The 20466-nt window shown below is 72.1% G+C and carries 15 protein-coding genes and 1 pseudogene; 7 read left to right on the top strand and 9 right to left on the bottom strand.

What is annotated here, in order from left to right:
• The first annotated feature begins 38 nt into the window (after nucleotides 1–38).
• On the top strand, nucleotides 39–1202 hold the full coding sequence (locus tag O7600_RS29345; RefSeq protein WP_281591593.1) for a glycosyltransferase family 4 protein: 1164 nt from the start codon (nucleotides 39–41) through the stop codon (nucleotides 1200–1202).
• Complete coding sequence (locus O7600_RS29340; protein WP_281591592.1) at nucleotides 1202–2422, top strand: glycosyltransferase; 1221 nt, start codon at nucleotides 1202–1204, stop codon at nucleotides 2420–2422. Before O7600_RS29345 ends, O7600_RS29340 begins: the two co-directional genes overlap by 1 nt.
• A 61-nt stretch (nucleotides 2423–2483) precedes the next feature.
• Here O7600_RS29340 and O7600_RS29335 read toward each other — a convergent pair whose 3' ends face one another.
• From O7600_RS29335 to O7600_RS29310, 6 genes are all read right to left on the bottom strand, one after another.
• Nucleotides 2484–3938 carry a glycosyltransferase gene (locus O7600_RS29335; protein ID WP_281591591.1) on the bottom strand — a complete coding sequence of 485 codons (1455 nt, stop codon included), beginning with the start codon at nucleotides 3936–3938 and terminating at the stop codon, nucleotides 2484–2486.
• A complete protein-coding gene (locus O7600_RS29330) occupies nucleotides 3889–5163 on the bottom strand; it encodes an oligosaccharide flippase family protein (protein ID WP_281591590.1) in 1275 nt (424 codons plus the stop codon). Before O7600_RS29330 ends, O7600_RS29335 begins: the two co-directional genes overlap by 50 nt.
• A gap of 47 nt (nucleotides 5164–5210) precedes the next feature.
• On the bottom strand, nucleotides 5211–6494 hold the full coding sequence (locus O7600_RS29325) for an O-antigen ligase family protein (protein ID WP_281591589.1): 1284 nt from the start codon (nucleotides 6492–6494) through the stop codon (nucleotides 5211–5213).
• 86 nt (nucleotides 6495–6580) lie between these two features.
• Nucleotides 6581–7588, bottom strand: a complete 1008-nt coding sequence (locus O7600_RS29320; RefSeq protein ID WP_281591588.1) for an SDR family NAD(P)-dependent oxidoreductase — start codon at nucleotides 7586–7588, stop codon at nucleotides 6581–6583.
• Between the two features lie 50 nt (nucleotides 7589–7638).
• Complete coding sequence (locus tag O7600_RS29315) at nucleotides 7639–8535, bottom strand: NAD-dependent epimerase/dehydratase family protein (RefSeq protein WP_281591587.1); 897 nt, start codon at nucleotides 8533–8535, stop codon at nucleotides 7639–7641.
• Entirely contained in the window at nucleotides 8532–9260 is a 729-nt protein-coding gene (locus O7600_RS29310; RefSeq protein WP_281591586.1) for a sugar phosphate nucleotidyltransferase, read from the bottom strand. The genes O7600_RS29315 and O7600_RS29310 overlap by 4 nt, the downstream gene beginning before the upstream one ends.
• A 149-nt stretch (nucleotides 9261–9409) precedes the next feature.
• Between O7600_RS29310 and O7600_RS29305 the strand changes: the two genes are divergently transcribed.
• The gene (locus O7600_RS29305; RefSeq protein WP_281591585.1) at nucleotides 9410–10339 is read left to right on the top strand and encodes an NAD(+)/NADH kinase; all 930 of its coding nucleotides are present in this window, start codon (nucleotides 9410–9412) and stop codon (nucleotides 10337–10339) included.
• Nucleotides 10340–10345: 6 nt separating this feature from the next.
• Here the strand turns inward: O7600_RS29305 and pgm are convergent, their stop codons facing one another.
• Nucleotides 10346–11989 (bottom strand): phosphoglucomutase (alpha-D-glucose-1,6-bisphosphate-dependent), encoded by a 1644-nt coding sequence (pgm, locus tag O7600_RS29300; protein ID WP_281591584.1) that lies wholly within the window; start codon nucleotides 11987–11989, stop codon nucleotides 10346–10348.
• A gap of 32 nt (nucleotides 11990–12021) precedes the next feature.
• Complete coding sequence (gene glgC / locus O7600_RS29295) at nucleotides 12022–13254, bottom strand: glucose-1-phosphate adenylyltransferase (RefSeq protein WP_099161680.1); 1233 nt, start codon at nucleotides 13252–13254, stop codon at nucleotides 12022–12024.
• A 94-nt stretch (nucleotides 13255–13348) separates the two neighbouring features.
• Between glgC and glgA the strand changes: the two genes are divergently transcribed.
• The 4 genes from glgA (at nucleotide 13349) to glgB (ending at nucleotide 19654) form a co-directional block, all read left to right on the top strand.
• Nucleotides 13349–14542 carry a glycogen synthase gene (gene glgA, locus O7600_RS29290; protein ID WP_281591583.1) on the top strand — a complete coding sequence of 398 codons (1194 nt, stop codon included), beginning with the start codon at nucleotides 13349–13351 and terminating at the stop codon, nucleotides 14540–14542.
• Nucleotides 14543–14655: 113 nt separating this feature from the next.
• Nucleotides 14656–15468 (top strand): class I SAM-dependent methyltransferase, encoded by an 813-nt coding sequence (locus O7600_RS29285; RefSeq protein WP_281591582.1) that lies wholly within the window; start codon nucleotides 14656–14658, stop codon nucleotides 15466–15468.
• The gene (locus O7600_RS29280; protein ID WP_281591581.1) at nucleotides 15465–17561 is read left to right on the top strand and encodes an alpha-1,4-glucan--maltose-1-phosphate maltosyltransferase; all 2097 of its coding nucleotides are present in this window, start codon (nucleotides 15465–15467) and stop codon (nucleotides 17559–17561) included. The genes O7600_RS29285 and O7600_RS29280 overlap by 4 nt, the downstream gene beginning before the upstream one ends.
• A complete protein-coding gene (gene glgB, locus O7600_RS29275) occupies nucleotides 17549–19654 on the top strand; it encodes a 1,4-alpha-glucan branching protein GlgB (protein ID WP_281591580.1) in 2106 nt (701 codons plus the stop codon). Before O7600_RS29280 ends, glgB begins: the two co-directional genes overlap by 13 nt.
• Nucleotides 19655–19777: 123 nt before the next feature.
• Here the strand turns inward: glgB and O7600_RS29270 are convergent.
• Nucleotides 19778–20291 (bottom strand): annotated as a pseudogene (locus O7600_RS29270) (transposase family protein).
• Nucleotides 20292–20466 lie beyond the last annotated feature (175 nt).

Genomic DNA, 20466 nt, shown 5'->3' with positions numbered 1-20466 from the left:
CCCACGGGGGCAGGCGGCCCCTGCGGATCGCCGTCCTGTTGAAGACGGACCAGGGCGGACTCTGGATCCTCCCCCAGGTGGAGGAGCTGCGCCGCCGCGGGCACCAGGTCGTCGCGGTCCTGCCGCGTGCGACCGGGCGCCTGACCGGGGAACTCCGGCAGCGAGGTGTTGAGGTCCACGACTCGCCGTTCGACTTCCGCTTCCGGCCGCGCCCGTCGACGCTGCGGGACCTGTGGCGGCTCCGCCGCCTCATCCGCCGGCTCCGCCCGGACGTCCTTAAATACCACCTGTACGCGTCCGCCCTCGCCGGCCGCTTCGCGAGCCTGCGCCTGCCGCTACGCCGGGTGCACATGGTGGCAGGGCCGCTGTACCTGGAGTCTCCTCTGATCAAGCTCGTCGAGCGGCCGCTGTGGCGGCTCGACCACGTCACCATCTGCGGCACCGGCCACACTTCCGGCCTCTACGGCGCGCTCGGGTGCCCCGCCCCCCGACGCCCGGTCGTCACCTACGGCGCCAGGACCGCGCACTTCGCCGAGCTCGACGGCGCTTCCGGCCGGCGGGAGGTCCGTGCCAAGGCGCGCGCCGAACTCGGCATCGAGGAGGGCGCGTTCGTCGTCATCATGGTCGCCTACGTCTATCCACCGCGGCGACTGGTCCACAAGGGACGCGGCATCAAGGGCCACGACGTGCTGCTGGCGGCCTGGCGGGAGTTCCGCGCCGACCACCCGGACGCCCGGCTGCTCCTGGTGGGCGCCGGTTTCTCGCCGGCCGGAGAGGCACACCGGCGCGAGTTGGTGAGGCGCTTCGAGGTCGACGGGGATCCGAGCGTGACGTGGCTGACGTCGGTGTCGGACGTGCGGGACTGCTACCGCGCCGCCGACCTGAGCGTCAGCCCGTCCCTCTCCGAGGGACACGGCGCGGCCTGCGAGGCGGGGGCCTCCGGGGTGCCCAACATCGTCAGCGACGCCGGCGGCCTGCCCGAGACCGTCGACGAGACGACCGGCTGGGTGGTGCCACGCAACGATGTGGCGGCGTTGGTCTCCGCGCTGCGGCAGGCCCACCGGGAGTTCACCGACGGCCGGCTTCGCCTGCGGGGAGAACGGGCCCAGCAGTTCGCCCTGCGGCACTTCGACAACACGGTGGCGGCCGCCGCCGTCGCCGACGTGGTGGAGGCGACCTGCCGAACCGGCGGGAGATCTTGATGCGGGTCGTGGTGACGTCGGAGTCGCGCTTCAGCCGGACTCCGGACGGTGCGGTGTGGGTCGAGGCCGGCCCGGACAACTCGATCTGGCGGCGGTACCTGGTCGCCTTCGACCGCGTGCGCGTCGCCGCCCGGGTCCGCGACGTCGCGCGGCGGCCGGCGGCCGCCGCCCGGGTCGACGGGGACGGCGTCGAGGTCTGCGCGTTGCCGTACTACGTCGGCCCGCGGGGTTATCTGCTCGGGCGGCGGGCGATCGCCAAAGCGGTGACCGCCGCGGCGGCCCCCCGGGACGCCGTGGTGCTCCGGGTGCCCTCGCCGATCGGCTCGCTCCTGGCCCGAGCGCGGAGCCGGGCCAATCTGCCGTACGCGCTCGAGGTGATCGGCGATCCGTACGACGTGCTCGCTCCGGGGGTCGTCCGGCATCCGCTGCGTCCGCTGCTGCGTGCGCTGTCCACCCGGACACTGCGCAGTCAGTGCCGGGAGGCCGGCGCGGTCGCGTACGAGACGGAACGGTGCCTGCAACTGCGGTACCCCACACTGCCCACCACGCCGACGGCCGGCATCTCCAGCGTCGATCTGCCACCCGCGGCGTTCGTGCCGCACGCCCGACCGGTCCGGCAGCCGCCGCCAGAGGCGACACTGGTGTCGGTCGGCTCGCTCGAGCAGCTCTACAAGGGAATCGACACGCTCATCTCGGCGCTGGCGCTGATGCCCGCCGAGGGGCCGAGCGCCCGGCTCGTGCACGTCGGCGTGGGTGCCTACCGACCCCGTCTGGAGCAGTTGGCCGCCCGGTCGGGCGTGGCCGACCGGGTGAGCTTCACCGGCCCTCTTCCCGACACCGAAGCGGTCCGCCGGACGCTGGATTCGGCGGACCTGTTCGTGATGCCGTCCCGCACCGAAGGTCTGCCCCGGGCGCTCATCGAGGCGATGGCCAGGGCGCTCCCGGCCGTGGGTTCGACCGCCGGCGGCATTCCGGAGTTGCTCACACCGGACTGCCTGGTTCCGCCTGACGACCCGGCCGCCCTCGCCGCCACCATCGCCGCGATGCTGGCCGCCCCGGACCGGCTCGCGGAGGCCTCGGCCCGCAACCTCGACCGGGCCCGTGATTTCTCCGCCGCGACGCTCGACGCCCGCCGGGCGGCGTTCTACCGGACTGTCTCCGAGATCGCCGCCGGCCGGCCGGGCCGACGATCACCGGTCGCCCTCCGGTCCGGACACTGACGTCCCGCGCATCTCAAGGCGTCCCGCACCCCAGGTGCGGGACGCCTTCCAGCCGGGGCGCTCAGGTGAGGAAGCGCCCCGGGACGTCCAGTCGCGCGACGCCCCGAAGGATGTCCAGGTACCGGCCGAGTTGGTCCTCACGGAACAGCCCGTCGAGTGCGGCGGCGGGCACCGACGGCACCCGTCCGGTTCGCTCCTTCACGGCGAGCCACTCCCGCAGTCGGGCCGCGATCGCGGCTGGATCGTTCGCCACGACGCCCGCGCCACGATCCCGCAGCAGGCGTGCGGCCACGCCGTCCGCGTAACCGAGCAGGAGGACGGGACGGCGGGCCTGGAGGTAGTCGAAGATCTTGCCGGTCATCGTGCCGGCATCCCGGGGATCGTTCCACATGAGTAGCACGAGCGCGTCCGCGTCCGCCTGGATCCGCCACGACTTCTCCGGCGAGACCTGGCCGAGGAGGGTGACGGAGTCGGTCACGCCGGCTCGCTCGGCGGCGGCGCGGACGATGCCGTGGTCCTCCCCCGCGAAGATCACGTGCACCTTGCCGGCGTCCGGACCAAGCAGGGCGATCGCGTCGAGGAGCGGGCCGGGATCACGCTTACCCGGATAGATGTAGCCGGTGTGCGCCAGAGTGAGTGTGCCCGACGACGCCTCGATGCCGGCCGGGGTCGCCGCGGAGCCCGCCGGTACGGGCCGGCGGTCGATACCGTTCATGACCACGTGCGTCCGCACCCCGAACGTGCGGCGGATCGTCTCGGCCAGCGGCTCCGAGATCGTCACACACGCCGCCACGGTACGCAGCACCCGCCGTTCCAGCCGTTCGTCAAACGCTCGGCGCAGTGGTGTCCGCACCCAGTGGTCGTTTCCGACCGACCACAGATCCCGGTAGTCCGCGACCCAGGGCACCCGGAACCGCCGGGCGAGCGTCGCGGCTACGACGAAGCCGGAGAAGGGGGGACCGGACACGAGGATGATGTCCGGGCGCCAGCCCGCCGCGAACCGGTCGAAGTTTCTCACCGGCGGTCGGATCCAGTTGAGCTGCGGGTCCGGCAGCAACAGCTCCATGCCGGCCTTGAGCAGCCGACGCTCGGCACCGGTCCGGATCCGACCGAGCCGGGAGCTGGTCGGGGCCGTGCCGCCCGCGGCCGGGCCACGCCCGCTTCCGCCGGGGCGCGGAAGTCGCGGTGCCGGCGCGATCCGGATCAGTCGCTCCTCGGACACCGGGACGGGCACTCCGCCCTGGTCCGCAACGACGGCGGTGAGCACCCGGACATCCCACCCCTGTCGCGTGGCGAACGCCGCGAGGGCGGCGGGCCGGCGGGCACCGACGGTCTCCGCCGGCGGGAAGTGGTACGAGACGATCAGCAGGCGCGGTGCCGGATCCGGGTATGGGTCGTCCATCATAACGGGATCAACGATTCCTTCCGGTACAAGACATGACGAAGAGAACCGTCCGCCGACGGCGTCAACTCTGCGGAACGAGTCGCGGCGCGGGACGCGTTCGGCCGCTGTCACGTCCGGCCGCCGTCACGACTCGCAGCGACATCAACCACCCGACGCCGTACGTCAGCGCGCCGGACACCCCGAACGTCCACACCGCGGTCAGCGCTGACCCGCCGACCAGCGCCACCACCGAAACGGCACCGGCCACCACCACGACACGGCCCGCGTCCCAGGCGAGTTGGAGAGCCTGGCGTTCGAATACGACAAGCGTCTGCGACAGTGGCGAGACGACGAGCTGAGCCGCCATGAAGACGGCCAGGGCCTGTGCGTAGACACCGCTGCTGTGCCACTGCGGCCCGAAGACAAGGCTGAAGGCCGCGGGCGCGCCGACCACGACGAGGAGCGCGACGAGACCGGCGACCAGGGCCAGCTTCCGGCTGGCGCCGAGAAAGACGCGCCGGCCCTCCCGGGGCTGCTTCCGGGCGATCCGGGCGATCTCCCCCAGGTAGACCTGCGCCACCGCGGACGCCACGAGCGCGGCGGGCATGGCGATCACCCGCTGGGTCAGGCCCAGCCAGCCGGCCACCGCAGAGCCGTACCAGTAGGCGATGAGCAGCACCGGTAACTGCGTGCCGAGGATGTTGAGCAGACCGGACGGCGCCAATAGGAAGGGAAACCGCCGGTACCGGCGCGCTACCGCCAGCAGGCGCGGTTGCGGCGGACGGGTCCGGGCGGTCCCACCGCGTCCGCGGACGTCCCGGAGCAGGACCACGGCGGCCGCCACCTGGCCGAACCCGAAGCCGAGCGCCAGGCCGCCGGGGCGAAGCCCCGCCCCGCCAGCCGCGATCTGGGTGACCACGACCGACAGGGACTGGAGGAGATTGCGCCGGCCGATCACGCCGTAACGGCGATGCCGCACGGCGAACTGGTTGAGCACGAGGACCACACCCATCGCCGCGGCGGAGGGCGGCACCACCCAGAGCCAGTGATCCAACTCGGGCTGGCCGAACCAGGCAGCCAGCCGATCCCCCGCCAGCAGGACCACGACCGACCCCAGGATCGCCGTGCCTGCGGCCGCGGCGATGCCGAGCCGCACCAGCGCACGCGCATCCTCCTCCCGTTCCGGCAGCGGGACCGCCATCTCGAACCGGAGCGCGGCCACCGTGCCCACGATCAACACCAGTGCGGCGATCACCGCGAGGACGCCGAAATCGGCCGGGCGATAGAGCCTCGCCAGCAACGGCGCCGCGGCCAGCGCCAGTAGTTGACCACCGGCCGATCCGGCGGCGATACCCACCACTCCGCGCCGCCCGCCCGAAGGAGCGAGCCGCCTGGCACGCCACCTCATGCAGAGACACCCCGCCGGCCGGCCTGGCGCGTCCGTCCGGCGCGGGCCGGCAGACCGGCGCGCAGCGTCGCGCCGGACATCACGAGCACGCCGAGAGCCAGTGCGGCGAAGAGCGGACGGCCCGCGTTCACGTCGCCGGACGTCGACACCGCCACCACGTTGAACGCCAGCACCGCCAGGACGAACCCGGCCACCGGGTCGCGCCGGGTCGCGCGCCAGAGCCCCGCCGCCACGATCAGGGTGGCCAGGATGAAGGCCCCGCCCACAAACCACCCTGCCTCGGCCGGCAGCTCCAGCCACAGGTTGTGCGGATAGTTGTGCACCAACATGCCGGAGTAGTCGGACCAGTTGCCGTAGCCGACCCCACCCGGATGCTCGGCGATCATCGGCACGCTGACCTGACGCATCTCCGCCCGGGCGGTGTCGAACATCTCCTCGCTCGGGTCGACCAGGAGCGCGTACACCCGGGGCGGCAGCAGCGACGGCATGGCGATGACGGCCAGCACCAGGGCACCCATCAGACCCAGACCGACCCACTCGCGCCGGCCGCGCCGGAGCTTGAGGCGAAACCCGGCCAGCACCAGGACGAACAGGGCAACCACAGTGGCCAGTAGCGGCCCCCGGGAGCCGGTCGCGAAGAGAGCGAGGCCGAGGAGCACCGCAAAGCCCGCCGCCCACCAGGCCGCGACCCGCTTCTGCAGGTAGAGCCAGGTGAGAGCGACGAGCGCACCCCCGATGGCCCGAGCCAGCCAGATCGGGTTGGAGCCGAAGCCGTCGGCTCGCCCGTCGTGCGGATCGCCGTTGAGCGTGGCGATGGCGAGCACCACCCCCGACACCACGAAGACGGCGGCGAACATCTCGACGTCACGCCGGCCGCGCAGCACCGCCACCGCCAGCGTGGCGAACAGGGTCAGCGTGAGGAGCAACAGGAACTTCTGCCGGCCGTAGTCGGTCTCCGGTGGGTGCAGGAAGCCCGGCAACGCGAGGACGCCGAAGACCACCAGGACCCAGAAGATCACTGTTCGGGCCCGCGAGGACGGACGGAGAATCTCGTGCAGGAGCAACGGCACCGCGAGCACGACCGCGGCGATGAGGAATCCCCGACCGACCGTACGCGTAAACTGGTCGAAATTGAGCAGCAGCACGACGGCGGTGGCGCGCAGCACCGCCGAGACGAGACCACTCGTGCGCCGCACCGGCGTCTCCGCCCCGGCGGACGCGGCGACGCCGCGAACGGTACCGAACGCCGACGACCGGCGGTTGTCCTGCATCACCATCATGTTCGAGCCTCCTGCGGCACCGGCCGTCCGGCCGACAAGGTGGAGAAGTGGGCGGCCGAGCCAGCCAGCAGCGAGCGAGGAATCCGTCACACGGCCCGGTCGGAGCGATAGCGCGCGAGGTTGGCCGGATCGAGAAACCACTCGACCGTCGCCTTGAGTCCCTCGTCGATGCTCGTCGCCGGCCGCCAGCCGGTCCGCGCGTGAAGCAGACCGGGGTCGCCGAGCAGGCGCTCGACCTCCGACTCCGCGGGACGGAGCCGGTCCTCGGTCACCACCACCTCCGGCTGGACGCCGAACATCGCGGCGATCTTGCGCACCAGGTCGCCGATCGAGGTCTCCCGACCGGTCGCGGCCTGGAACACGCCGCCGACGACCGCGTCGTCAGGCGCCGTACCGACGGCTTGGAAGGCCGCCACGGTGTCCGTCACGTAGAGCAGGTCGCGGGTGGTGCGCAGCGCGCCGAGCCGGACCACATCGCCGTCCTGTGCCAACTGGCTGACGATGGTGGGAATGACCGCCCTGGTCGACTGCCGCGGGCCGTACGTGTTGAAAGGCCGGAGCGTGACCACCGGCAGACCGAAACTGAGGTGGTAGCTCTCGGCCAGCTTGTCCGCGCCGATCTTGGAGGCCGAGTACGGCGACTGCCCGCGCAGCCGATGCTGCTCGGTCATCGGAACCGTGGTGGCCGTTCCGTACACCTCGCTGGTGGAGGTGACGACGACGCGGCCAACGCCGGCCGCCCGCGCGCTCTCCAACACGTTGAGCGTGCCGGTTATGTTCGTGTCGACGTAGGACTGCGGCGCGAGATACGAGTACGGAATGCCGCCCAACGCGGCCAGGTGGTAGACGGTGGAGGCGCCGTCGACCAGCCGCTGCACCATCCCCCGATCACGGATGTCCCCCGCCACGACCTCGACGCCCGCCAACTGGTCCGGGTCGAAGGTGTCCAGCCAGCCGTGCGATCCGGCGCCGTTGTAGTGCACGAGGGCGCGTACCGGTTGGCCTGCGGTGACGAGGGCCTCGACCAGGTGGGACCCGATGAAGCCGCCGGCCCCGGTCACCACCACCGGCCCGCCGGACGAGTGTGCCGTCATGGTTCGCTCCTCCTCTTCGACGGTCCGGCCGCAACCGGTACCGGATCGGCTCAACGCGTCGGTGCCGCCGCCGGAGCCGCCTGGCTCCACAACGCACCGACCGAGTCGTACAGGTCGTGTTCGGGCGCCCACCCGAGGACCGAGGCGGCGCGGCGGATGTCGGCGCGCACCCAGCTCACTTCGGCGGATCGGGGAGACGGCGGGCGGTCCTCCCGGACGCGGACCGGCCGGCCGGCGACCGAGACCAGCAGGTGGACAGCCTCACTCACCGGCACCGCACGGCCGCTCGCCACGTTGAGGACACGGGCCCCGGGCGCCGTTACGGTCACCGCCCGGCTCACCGCGGTGGCCACATCCCGTACGTCGACGAAGTCCCGGTACGTGTCCAGCGGACCGGTCCGCAGGTCGTCGCCGGGCGCGAGGCGGGCGAGCAACGCCGCCACCCGGCCGAGCAGTGTCGTGGCGGGCATGCCGGGACCGACGGGGTTGAACACCCGGAGCACGACCGCGTCCACCCGGCCGGCGGCGGCCGCCAGCTCCATGAGCCGGGTCGCCGCCGCCTGACTGACGCCGTAGACGCTGACCGGAGACGGGGGAAGGTCCTCGGCGGCCGCGGTGCCGAACGGAACCGGACCGTACTCGGCAGCGGAGCCGAGACGGACCAAACGCGCCTCGGGGGCGGCGTCGGCGACCGCGTCCACCAGCTTGGCGGTCGCCATCGTGTTCGCCCGGACGAGATCCTCGGCCGCCCCGCTCACCGCTCCCGCGCAGCTGACCACCGCGTCCGGCCGGACCCTGTCGAGCAGCGCCCGCAGCGCGTCCGGCGTCGCGGTGACCAGGTCGCACTCGCCGCGCGACGGACACGCCACGTCGGCCGTGGTCTCCAGCTCCCGTCGCACGTGACCGCCGATGAAGCCGGAGGCTCCGAAGAGGAGTACGCGCCTCATGCCCGGGCCGACATGCCGGCGGGCAGGAGGATGTCCCGGACGTCGGCGAAGCACCGGTTGGCCTCGTCGTAGTCCTCGGGGCGGCCGATGTCGAGCCAGTAGCCGTCGAACTCGTAGCCGGCCGGCGGCTCCCCCCGACCCAGCAGGTCGAGCACCAGTTGGTCGAACCCGAACGGTTGCCCCACCGGGTAGTGGGCGATGGTGCTCCGGGAGAGCCCGTAGACACCCATGCTCACCCGGTAGTGCAGGACCGGCTTCTCGGCGAACGAGGTGATCTTGTCGCCGGCCAGCTCCAGCACCCCAAAGTCGATCTTGACGGTACGCCGGTAGGTGGCGACCGTCAGCGGCGCGCCCGACCGGGCGTGAGTGGCCAGCAGGTCGGCGTAGTCGAGATCGGTGAGCACGTCGCCGTTCATCACCAGGAAGTGCTCGGGCAGGCGGTGCCGGATCCCGAAGAGCGGACCGATGGTCGACAGCGGCTTGTCCTCCTCGACGTAGTCGACGTTCAGCCCGAACCGGGAGCCGTCGCCGACGAACGCCCGGATCAACGCGCCGAGGTGGTTGATCGCCAGCGTCACGTGGCTGAAGCCGCGGTCGGCGAGCTGACGCAGCACGATCTCGAGGATCGCGTAGCTCTCCCCGATCGGCACGAGTGGCTTCGGCAGGGTGGAGGTGTAGGGACGCAGTCGAACCCCCGCACCGCCCGCCATGATCACAACATGCATCGGCTCTCCACTCGTCCCCCGCTTCACCTCGCGTCCAACGAGCCGGGCCTACGGTTGGACACGGAAAACACCTGTTCGGGGGGCGATTCCTGGCGTCGTGCCGTCCGGTAAGCCCTACGGTCCACGCGCCGCTGTGGTGAGCTGTACCGGTGGCGGGCTATGTGTTCGGGCTGGTGCTGCACCCCACCCGCGACGTCTCCGAGGTGGTGGGGACGATCGCGCGCTGGGCGGGCCAGCACGGCAAGACCCTGGCCGTCCGCTGCGAGGACCGGCACCGCGTGCCGATCTCGGTGGAGGCGGTGCCCGCCTGCGACCTGGCCGACCACTGCGACGCGCTGATCAGCATCGGCGGTGACGGCACCATACTGGGCGCGCTGCGGATGGCCGTCCGCGACCCGAAGCCGGTGCTCGGCGTGCACCTGGGACGGGTGGGCTTCCTGGTCGAGGTGGAGCCGCCGGACCTGCCCCGGGCACTGGAACGGCTCGTCGCCCGTGACTTCACCGTCGAGTCGCACGCCTGTCTGGCCTGCGACGTGTGCGGCGACGACGTGGTGGCGTTCAACGACATCGCGCTGGTGCGGCAGCCCGGCGCCGGCTTCGTCACGGCCACCCTGGCGGTGGACGGCCAGCGGTACGGCTACTACCGGTGCGACGCGCTGGTGGTGAGCACACCGACCGGCTCGACCGCGTACAGCTACGCCGCCGGCGGGCCGTTGATCTCGCCGGCGACGGAGGCGCTGGTGGTGACGCCCTCGGCCCCGATGGCCGGGATCTCCCGCTCGGTGCTGCTGTCGCCGCACGAGAGCGTGCACCTGGAGCTGCGGCCGGACTCGGCGCCGGTGGCGGTGGAGATGGACGGGCTGCTGATCCGCGAGGCGGCCACCGAGGGTTCGGTGCACGTCCGGTACGTCCCGGACGCCGGCCGGGTGGTCCGCCTCGATCCGCGCCGCTACCAGGAGCGCAACCAGCTCAAACTGAGCCTGCTGGACCTGCCGCTGCTGCCCGACCAGCTGCGTGAGCTGCTGCCGGACGGGTTGCGGGAGCAGCTCAACCGCCGTGAGCTGCCCCCGCCCCGCTGAGCCGGGTCAGGCGTCGCCGAGGACGCCGTCGACCAGCGACTTGGCCTCCTCCTGGATTCGGGCCAGGTGCTCCGGGCCCTGGAACGACTCGGCGTAGATCTTGTAGACGTCCTCGGTGCCCGACGGCCGGGCGGCGAACCAGCCCGACTCGGTGGTCACCTTCAGCCCGCCGATCGCGGCGCCGTTGCCGGGCGCGGTGGTGAGGACGGCGGTGATCGGCTCGCCGGCCAGCTCGGTGGCGGTGACCTGCTCCGGCGAGAGCTTGGCCAGGACCGCCTTCTCCTCGCGGCCCGCCGGGGCGTCGATCCGGGCGTACGCGGGGGCGCCGAAGCGGTCGGCCAGGTCGGCCCAGTGCTCGCTCGGCGTCCGCCCGGTGGTGGCGATGATCTCGGCCGCGAGCAGGCAGAGCAGGATGCCGTCCTTGTCGGTGGTCCAGGTGCTGCCGTCGCGGCGCAGGAAGGACGCGCCGGCGCTCTCCTCGCCGCCGAAGCCGACCGCGCCGTCGAGCAGCCCGGGCACGAACCACTTGAAGCCGACCGGCACCTCCAGCAGCGGCCGGCCAAGGTCGGCCGCGACCCGGTCGATCATCGAGGAGGAGACCAGCGTCTTGCCCACCGCCGCGGCCGGGCCCCACTGCTCGCGGGTACGGAACAGGTGGCCGATCGCCACCGCCAGGTAGTGGTTGGGGTTCATCAGCCCGCCGTCCGGGGTGACGATGCCGTGCCGGTCGGCGTCGGCGTCGTTGCCGGTGGAGACCGCGAACCGGTCGCGGGCGGCGATCAGCGAGGCCATCGCGTTCGGCGAGGAGCAGTCCATCCGGATCTTGCCGTCGCCGTCCAGCGTCATGAACCGCCAGGTGGGGTCCACGGTCGGGTTGATCACGGTGAGGTCGAGGCGGTGCCGCTCGGCGATTTCCCCCCAGTACGCGACGCTCGCCCCGCCCATCGGGTCGGCGCCGATGCGCACCCCCGCGTCGCGGATCGCGTCGATGTCCAGCGCGGCGGGCAGGTCGTCGACGTAGCGGGCGAGGAAGTCGTACGTCCCGGTGGTGTCGGCCGCGCGGGCCCGCGCGTACGGGATGCGCTTCACCTCCTTGAGCCCGGCGGTGAGGATGGCGTTCGCGCGGTCCTGGATCCACTTCGTGACGTCGGTGTCGGCGGGGCCGCCGTTGGTGGGGTTGTACTTGAAGCCGCCGTCGGACGGCGGGTTGTGCGACGGGGTGATCACGATGCCGTCGGCGAGGGCCGAGGTGCGGCCCTGGTTGTGGGTCAGGATGGCGTGCGACAGGGCCGGGGTGGGCGTGTAGCCGTCCCGGCTGTCGCGCAGCACGGTGACCTCGTTGGCGGCGAGCACCTCCAGCGCGTCGGCCTCGGCGGGCGCGGAGAGCGCGTGGGTGTCGCGGGCGAGGAACAGCGGGCCGTCGAGGCCCTGCTCCCGCCGGTAGTCGCAGAGCGCCTGGGTCACGGCGAGGATGTGGTCGGAGTTGAACGCGTTGCGCAGGCTGGACCCGCGGTGCCCGGAGGTGCCGAAGGAGACCTGCTGCGCCGGGTCGCTCGGGTCGGGGTGCTCGGCGTAGTAGGCGGTGACCAGCCGGGGCACGTCGACCAGGTCGGCGGGCTCGGCGGGCTGCCCGGCACGGGGGTGGGCCACTGCGGGATCCTCCTCGGGAACGGTGGTACGGGTCAGGGCTCGACGCGCTGGCCCTTGCCGATGACGACGATGCCGTTGTCGGACACGGTGTAGCGCTGGCGGTCCTTCTCCAGGTCGACGCCGATCTCGGCGCCCTCCGGAACGTAGACGTTCTTGTCCAGGATCGCGCGGCGGACGACCGCGTGCCGGCCGATCTCGACACCCTCCATCAGGACGGCGCCGTCGACGTGCGCCCAGGAGTGGACCTTCACCTTCGGCGACACGATCGAGTTCTCCACCAGCGAGCCGGAGATCACCGAGCCGGGCGAGACCATCGAGCTGACCGCCCGGCCGACCCGCTCGCCCCAGGCGTGCACGAACTTGGCCGGCGGGTACGGCGGCTGCTCGGTGTAGATCGGCCACTCGAAGTTGTAGAGGTTGAACACCGGGTGCACGTTGATCAGGTCCATGTGCGCGTCGTAGAACGAGTCGAGCGTCCCGACGTCGCGCCAGTAGCCGCGGTCCCGGTCGGTGCTGCCCGGCACCTCGTTGTCCTTGAAGTCGTAGACGTTGGCCTCGCCGCGCTCGACCAGCATCGGGATGATGCTGCCGCCCATGTCGTGCTTGCTGGTCTTGTCCTCCGCGTCGCGCTCGACGGCCTCGCAGAGCGCCCGGGTGGAGAAGACGTAGTTGCCCATCGAGGCGTAGATCTGGTCCGGCGCGTCGGGCAGCCCGACCGCGTCGGTGGGCTTCTCGCGGAACGCCCGGATCCGCCGGCCGTCCTCGCCGACCTCGATCACGCCGAACTGGTCGGCCATCGACAGCGGCTGGCGGATGCCGGCCACGGTCACCCCGGCGCCGGAGGCGATGTGGTCCTCCACCATCTGCCGGGGGTCCATCCGGTAGATGTGGTCGGCGCCGAAGACGATCACGTGGTCGGGCTGCTCGTCGTTGATCAGGTTGAAGCTCTGGTAGATGGCGTCGGCCGAGCCGGCGAACCACCACGGGCCGCGCCGCTGCTGGGCGGGCACCGGGGTGACGTAGTTGCCGAGCAGCGTCGACATCCGCCAGGTCTTGGTGATGTGACGGTCCAGCGAGTGGGACTTGTACTGGGTCAGCACGACGATCTTGAGAAAGCCGGCGTTCGCCAGGTTGGAGAGGACGAAGTCGACCATGCGGTACATCCCGCCGAAGGGGACGGCCGGTTTCGCCCGGTCGGTGGTCAGGGGCATCAGGCGCTTGCCCTCCCCGCCGGCCAGGACGATCGCGAGCACCTTGGCAGCCATGCTCAGACGCTATCCACCCCGCCGCGACTTCACCACTCGGACGCCCACACTTGCGCACCCGGTGCGACACGCCGCTCTGCACTAGGGTGCGGGCATGGCACCGATGCGCGTCGACCTGCTCACCCGTGAATACCCGCCGGAGGTGTACGGCGGCGCCGGGGTGCACGTGGAATACCTCGCCCGCGAGCTGCGCCGACTCGCCGACGTGCGGGTGCACTGCTTCGGCGCGCCGCGGGACGAGGCGGGTGTCACCGCGTACGCCGAGCCGGCCGGACTGGCCGGCGCGAACGCGGCGCTGCGCGTCATGGGCGTCGACCTGGAGATGGCCGCCGGGGCCGCCGGCACCGACGTGGTGCACAGCCACACCTGGTACGCCAACCTGGCCGGGCACACCGCCAAGCTGCTGCACGGGGTGCCGCACGTGGTGACCGCGCACAGCCTGGAGCCGCTGCGACCGTGGAAGGCCGAGCAGCTCGGCGGCGGGTACGCGCTGTCGTCCTGGTGCGAGCGGACCGCGTTCGAGGCCGCCGACGCGATCGTCGCGGTGAGCGAGGGCATGCGCCGCGACGTGCTCACCGCGTACCCGGCGGTGAACCCGGACCGGGTGCGGGTGGTCTACAACGGCATCGACACCGCGCAGTACGCCCCGGACCACGGCACGGACGTGCTCGACCGGCTCGGCATCGACCCGGGGAGGCCCAGCGTGGTCTACGTCGGGCGGATCACCCGGCAGAAGGGCCTGCCGTACCTGCTGCGGGCGGCCAGGGAGCTGCCCGCCGACACGCAGCTGGTGCTGCTGGCCGGCGCGCCGGACACGCCGGAGATCGGCGCCGAGGTGGAGGAGCTGGCCGCCGAGCTGCGGGCCACCCGCTCGGGGGTGGTGTGGGTAGCGGCCATGCTGCCCAAGCACGAGGTGATCCAGGTGCTCACCCACGCCACGATCTTCGTCTGCCCGTCCGTCTACGAGCCGATGGGCATCGTCAACCTGGAGGCGATGGCCTGCGAGACGGCCGTGGTGGCCACCGCCACCGGCGGCATCCCGGAGGTGGTCGCGGACGGTGAGACCGGGCTGCTGGTCCCGATCGAGCAGGCCGGCGACGGCTCCGGCACCCCGCTGGACCCGGAGCGCTTCGTGGCCGACCTGGCGGCGCGGATGAACGAGCTGCTGGCCGACCCGGACCGGATCGCGGCGTTCGGCGCGGCGGGGCGGCGGCGGGCGGTGGAGCACTTCTCCTGGGACGCGGTCGCCCGGCAGACGCTCGAGGTGTACCGCTCGGTGGGAGCGTAAGGAAGGGCACCTTCTTAACGCCTCCGGTAGAGGAGGGGCCCCTTCCTAACAGCCCGCCAGCGGCACGCCGCAGACGTCGCCCGGTCGCGGCCCGCGGCGGATACAGTCGCCGGATGCCGGATGCGATCTTCGCCCATCCTCGGCTCGCGCCGGTCTACGACGCGTTCGACGGCGACCGGGACGACCTGGACGCGTACCTGGCGATCGCCGACGAGCTGGGCGCGCGTGTGGTGCTCGACCTCGGCTGCGGCACCGGGAACCTCGCTCTCCTGCTCACCCGGCACGGCCGTACCGTCGTGGGCGTCGACCCGGCCGGGGCGTCCCTCGCCGTCGCCCGGTCGAAGGACCGCGAAGGCCGCGTCCGGTGGCTGCACGGCGACGCCACGACGCTGCCGCCGGTGCACGCCGACCTGGCCGTGATGACCGGCAACGTGGCGCAGGTCTTCTGCGCCGACGACGACTGGGCGCGCACCCTGCGGGGCGTCCATGGCGCGCTGCGGGCGGGAGGGCACCTCGTGTTCGAGACCCGGCGTCCCGAGCGCCGGGCGTGGGAGGAGTGGGCGGCCGACACCGCGCCGGTGACCCGGGACGTGCCGGGCGAAGGGCCGGTGCAGCGGCGTCTCGAGGTCACCGCCGTGGACCTGCCGTACGTGTCCTTTCGGTTCACCTACCGGTTCCCGGCCGACGGCGCCGTCGTCACGTCGGACTCGACGCTGCGGTTCCGCGACCGGGACGAGGTCGAGGCGAGCCTGACCGCCGCCGGCTACCGGGTGCTCGACGTACGGGACGCGCCCGACCGCCCCGGCCGGGAGTTCGTCTTCGTCGCGCGCCGCGCGGAACAGCCGCGTGGACCAGCCGCGCGGAGAGGGTGCATCCGGGGCGCAGCCGAGCGCGAGAGGATCTCGCGCAGTAGGTTGAGCGGGTGACTGGACGGTTCCCGATCGAAGACGTCTCCCCCGTCGTCTCCTGCGGTCGCTACCCGGCCAAGGCCGTGGTCGGTGAGCTGGTGCCGGTGTCGGCCCGGGCCTACCGCGAGGGCCACGACGCGTTGGGCTGCAACGTGGTGTGGCGCGGCCCGGACGGCGACGCCCGCCCGTTCACCCGGATGCGGCCCGGCGAGCCGGGCCAGGACCGGTGGCACGCCACCATCCGCCCGGACGCGGTCGGCGAGTGGCGCTTCACCGTGGAGGCGTTTCAGGATCCCTACCTGACCTGGCAGAACGCGGTGACCAAGAAGCTGGCCGCCGGCCAGGGCGCGGCCGAGCTGGCCAACGACCTGGCCGAGGGCGTCCGGGTGCTGACCGCCGCGCTCGACCTGGTGCCGAAGGCCGACCGGGACCGCGTACGCGAAGCCGTGACGACGCTGCGTGACGAAGAACTGGAGCTGCCGCGGCGGGTGAGCCCGGCGCTCGACCTGGCCGACCTGCTCTGGGAGCACCCGGTCCGCGAGCTGGTGACCACCGGCGACGAGCGCACGCTCTGGGTGGACCGGTCGCGGGCGCTCTTCTCCGCCTGGTACGAGTTCTTCCCCCGCTCGGAGGGCGCGATCCCGGCCACCGTCGACGCGCCGGCCCGCTCCGGCACGTTCGCCACCGCCGTCGACCGGCTGCCCGGCGTCGCGGCGATGGGCTTCGACGTGCTCTACCTGCCGCCGATCCACCCGATCGGCCGGGTCAACCGCAAGGGCCGCAACAACGCGCTCACCGCCGGGCCGGACGACGTCGGCTCGCCGTGGGCGATCGGCGCGGCCGAGGGCGGCCACGACGCCATCCACCCCGACCTGGGTACGCCGGCGGACTTCCGCGACTTCGTCGCGGCCGCCGCCGAGCAGGGCCTGGAGGTGGCGATGGACCTGGCGTTGCAGTGCGCGCCGGACCACCCGTGGGTCACCGAGCACCCGGAGTGGTTCACCACCCGGGCCGACGGCAGCATCGCCTACGCGGAGAACCCGCCGAAGAAATACCAGGACATCTATCCGTTGAACTTCGACAACGACCCCGAGGGCATCCGGGCCGAGGTGCTGCGGGTGGTGCTGCACTGGGTCGGCGAGGGCGTGAAGATCTTCCGGGTCGACAACCCGCACACCAAGCCGTTCGACTTCTGGCACTGGCTCATCGCCGAGGTCAAGAAGGTGGACCCGGACGTGCTCTTCCTCGCCGAGGCGTTCACCCGGCCGGCGATCATGCACGGGCTCGGCAAGATCGGCTTCACCCAGTCGTACACCTACTTCACCTGGCGCACGACGGCGGCCGAGATGCGGGAGTACTGCGAGGAGCTGGTCGCCTCCGCCGACTGGATGCGCCCGAACTTCTGGCCCAACACGCCGGACATCCTGCACTCGTCGTTGCAGCACGGCGGGCCGCCGATGTTCAAGATCCGGGCGGTGCTGGCCGCGCTGCTCTCCCCCTCCTGGGGCATGTACGCCGGCTTCGAGCTGTTCGAGCACGTCGCCCGCCCCGGCGCCGAGGAGTACCTGGACAACGAGAAGTACGAGCTGCGGCCCCGGGACTGGGACGGCGCGCTGGCGCAGGGGCGGTCGCTGGCGCCGTTCATCAGCACGCTCAACCGGGTCCGCCGGGACAACCCCGCCCTGCACCAGCTGCGCAACCTGCGCTTCCACGACATCGACAACCCGGCGCTGCTCTGCTGGTCCAAGCACGACCCGGAGACCGGCAACGCGGTGATCGTGGTCTGCTCGTTCGACTCCCGCACCGTGCAGTGGGGCAACACCACGCTCGACATGCCGGCACTCGGCTTCGACTGGCACGAGCGGTTCACCGTGCACGACGAGCTGACCGGCACCGGGTACGACTGGGGGCAGCGCAACGCGGTGCGCCTCGACCCGTACCTGCAACCGGCGCACGTGCTCACCGTGCGCCGCCCGGCGCCGCCGGCCGCCGCCGAGCCGGAGCACCCGGCCGCGCCGGACCTGACCGTCGAAGACGTACCCGCCGACCTCTCCGGCGGCACCGCACCGACCGCACCGGCCGAGAAGGACGACGCACGATGGACCAGCTGATCGCCGGCGAGGTACACGACCCGCACGCCGTGCTCGGCGCGCACCCGGCCGACGGGAGCACCACGATCCGGACGCTGCGCCGAGGCGCGGGCGAGGTGACGGTGCTCGTCGACGGCGAGCGGCACCCGACGAAGCGGGTGCACGACGTCGGCGTCTTCGAGGCGGTGCTCCCCGGCGAGGTGCTCGACTACCGGGTCGAGGTGGACGGCACCACGCACGACGACCCGTACCGGTATCCGCCCACGCTCGGCGAGCTGGACCTGCACCTGATCGGCGAGGGGCGGCACGAGCGGCTCTGGTCGGCGCTCGGCGCGCGGGTCTTCGACGAGGGCGTGGCGTTCACCGTCTGGGCGCCCAACGCCCGCGGCGTGCGGCTCGTCGGCGACGTCACCGGCTGGGGCCCGGACGACGGCTGGCCGATGCGCTCGCTCGGCTCCAGCGGCGTGTGGGAGATCTTCGTGCCCGGCATGCCGGCCGGCAGCCGGTACAAGTACCGCGTGCTCGGCGCCGACGGCCGCTGGCGGGACAAGGCCGACCCGATGGCCGCCCGCGCCGAGGTGCCGCCGGCCACCGCGTCGGTGGTGCACGAGTCACGGTACGAGTGGAACGACGCCGACTGGCTGGAGCGGCGGGCGAGGCGGCAGCCGCACCAGGAGCCGATGAGCGTGTACGAGGTGCACCTGGGCTCCTGGCGCCCCGGCCTGAACTACCGGGAGCTGGCCGAGCAGCTCACCGCGTACGTGCTCGAGACGGGCTTCACCCACGTGGAGTTCCTGCCGGTGATGGAGCACCCGTTCGGCGGCTCGTGGGGCTACCAGGTCACCGGCTACTACGCGCCCACCGCCCGGTTCGGCGACCCGGACGACTTCCGCCACCTGGTCGACCGGCTGCACGCCGCCGGCATCGGGGTGATCCTCGACTGGGTGCCGGCGCACTTCCCCAAGGACGAGTGGGCCCTGGCCCGCTTCGACGGCACCCCGCTCTACGAGCACCCCGACCCGCGCCGCGGCGAACACCCCGACTGGGGTACGTACGTCTTCGACTTCGGTCGCAACGAGGTGCGCAACTTCCTGGTCGCCAACGCGCTCTACTGGCTCGACGAGTTCCACGTCGACGGGCTCCGGGTCGACGCGGTCGCCTCGATGCTCTACCTCGACTACTCCCGCGAGGAGGGGCAGTGGGCCCCGAACGTGCACGGGGGCCGGGAGAACCTGGAGGCCATCGCGTTCCTCCAGGAGGTCAACGCCACGGTCTACCGGCACCACCCGGGCGTGCTCATGATCGCCGAGGAGTCCACCGCCTGGCCCGGCGTCACCAGGCCGACCTCCGAGGGCGGGCTCGGGTTCGGGTTCAAGTGGAACATGGGCTGGATGCACGACACCCTGCTCTACACCTCGAAGGACCCGATCTACCGGCAGCACCACCACCACCAGCTCACGTTCTCCCTGGCGTACGCCTGGAGCGAGAACTACGTGCTGCCGATCAGCCACGACGAGGTGGTGCACGGCAAGGGGTCGTTGACCGGCAAGATGCCCGGTGACACCTGGCAGCGGCTGGCGAACGTGCGGGCGCTGCTGGCGTACATGTGGGCGCACCCCGGCAAGCAGTTGCTCTTCATGGGCTGTGAACTCGCCGACGACCGCGAGTGGAGCGAGGAGCGCGGCCTCGACTGGTACCTGCTGCACGACCCGGCGCGCGCCGGGGTGCAGCGGCTGGTCGCGGACCTGAACCGCGCCTACCGGGCCACGCCGGCGCTGTGGGCGCAGGACACCGACCCGGCCGGCTTCCGCTGGATCGCCGGGGACGACGTGGCCAACAACGCGGTGTCGTTCATCCGGATCGCCCCGGACGGGCAGACCCTGGTCTGCGTGGCGAACTTCTCCGCGCTGCCGCTGGAGGACTACCGGATCGGCCTGCCCGCCGGCGGGACGTGGACCGAGGCGCTCAACACCGACGCGCACCACTACGGCGGGTCCGGGGTGGGCAACCTGGGCGCGGTGCACGCGGAGAACGTGCCGTGGCACGGGATGCCGGCCTCGGCCGCGTTGCGGGTCCCGCCGTTGGGCGTGCTCTGGCTCCGCCGAGGCTCATGAAGGCACCCCTGCCTTTGCCGGCACAACCGAGAATCGTGCCCTTGATCCGCATGCCTTTCCCATCGCGGCTTCAAGGGACGCCTCGTAACTGGGTGAAGGCGTTGCCCGGCGTCGGTCCGGCGGTCAGCTCGCGAGGAAGATGTTGTGGAGGTTGGCGATGCCGGAAGCGGCGTCGGCTATTGTGTGGGCGGCGAAGCTGTAGTCGCGCAGGATCTTGAAGCACTTCATCCTGGCCAGGGCGTGCTCGACGCCTGCTCGGACCGTTGCGGTGTTCGACGTTGAGGGCTTGCTTCCAGTCCGGTAGATCGCTGCCGTCAGTGGGCTTGCGGTACGGCATGATCACCTCGGGGTTGCCGCGGTAGCCGCCGTCGGCCATCACCGGCCGCCCGTTCAACTTCTCCTCGATGCCGCTGGTGCGGTAGACGATCGTGTCGTTGCGGTTGCCGGGCTGCGGGTCGCCGACAGCGGTGATCAGTCGGGTGCTGGCGTCGATGGCGACCTGCAGCACCCGGTCGGGCAGGTCAAGGGCCTACTGCCGGCCCGGCCGGCCGTCGGCGATCCCGTCGCCGCCACGCTCAGCGACCAGGCGGACCAGCTTACGAAACTGGGCCGGCTGCAACCCCGTGAACGGAAAGATCCACTCGGGCCTGGCTGCGGGTCATCACCCGTACCCAGGTATCCTGCTCGACCATCCTGACCAGGCAGACGCCCGGGGTTACGTGGCGTCCCTTAGCCTCGGCGGGTGGATGACGAACTTCTTCGCCGGCCTCCGGGCCGAATAGGCCCGGGCGCTCCTCTACGACACCGACCCG

The sequence above is a fragment of the Micromonospora sp. WMMA1998 genome (assembly GCF_027497375.1).
GTDB lineage: Bacteria > Actinomycetota > Actinomycetes > Mycobacteriales > Micromonosporaceae > Micromonospora > Micromonospora sediminicola.
Note: the sequence above shows the minus strand (reverse complement) of the source record. Positions and strands in the feature narration are given on the sequence as shown.

Excerpts from the sequence above, each read along its gene's own strand:
- O7600_RS29285 (WP_281591582.1), top strand. The coding sequence starts at position 14,656 with ATGCCGGATGCGATCTTCGCCCATCCTCGGCTCGCGCCGGTCTACGAC.
- O7600_RS29340 (WP_281591592.1), top strand. The coding sequence starts at position 1,202 with ATGCGGGTCGTGGTGACGTCGGAGTCGCGCTTCAGCCGGACTCCGGAC.
- O7600_RS29325 (WP_281591589.1), bottom strand. The coding sequence starts at position 6,494 with ATGATGGTGATGCAGGACAACCGCCGGTCGTCGGCGTTCGGTACCGTT.
- O7600_RS29310 (WP_281591586.1), bottom strand. The coding sequence starts at position 9,260 with ATGCATGTTGTGATCATGGCGGGCGGTGCGGGGGTTCGACTGCGTCCC.
- glgB (WP_281591580.1), top strand. The coding sequence starts at position 17,549 with ATGGACCAGCTGATCGCCGGCGAGGTACACGACCCGCACGCCGTGCTC.
- glgA (WP_281591583.1), top strand. The coding sequence starts at position 13,349 with ATGGCACCGATGCGCGTCGACCTGCTCACCCGTGAATACCCGCCGGAG.
- glgC (WP_099161680.1), bottom strand. The coding sequence starts at position 13,254 with ATGGCTGCCAAGGTGCTCGCGATCGTCCTGGCCGGCGGGGAGGGCAAG.
- O7600_RS29320 (WP_281591588.1), bottom strand. The coding sequence starts at position 7,588 with ATGACGGCACACTCGTCCGGCGGGCCGGTGGTGGTGACCGGGGCCGGC.
- O7600_RS29315 (WP_281591587.1), bottom strand. The coding sequence starts at position 8,535 with ATGAGGCGCGTACTCCTCTTCGGAGCCTCCGGCTTCATCGGCGGTCAC.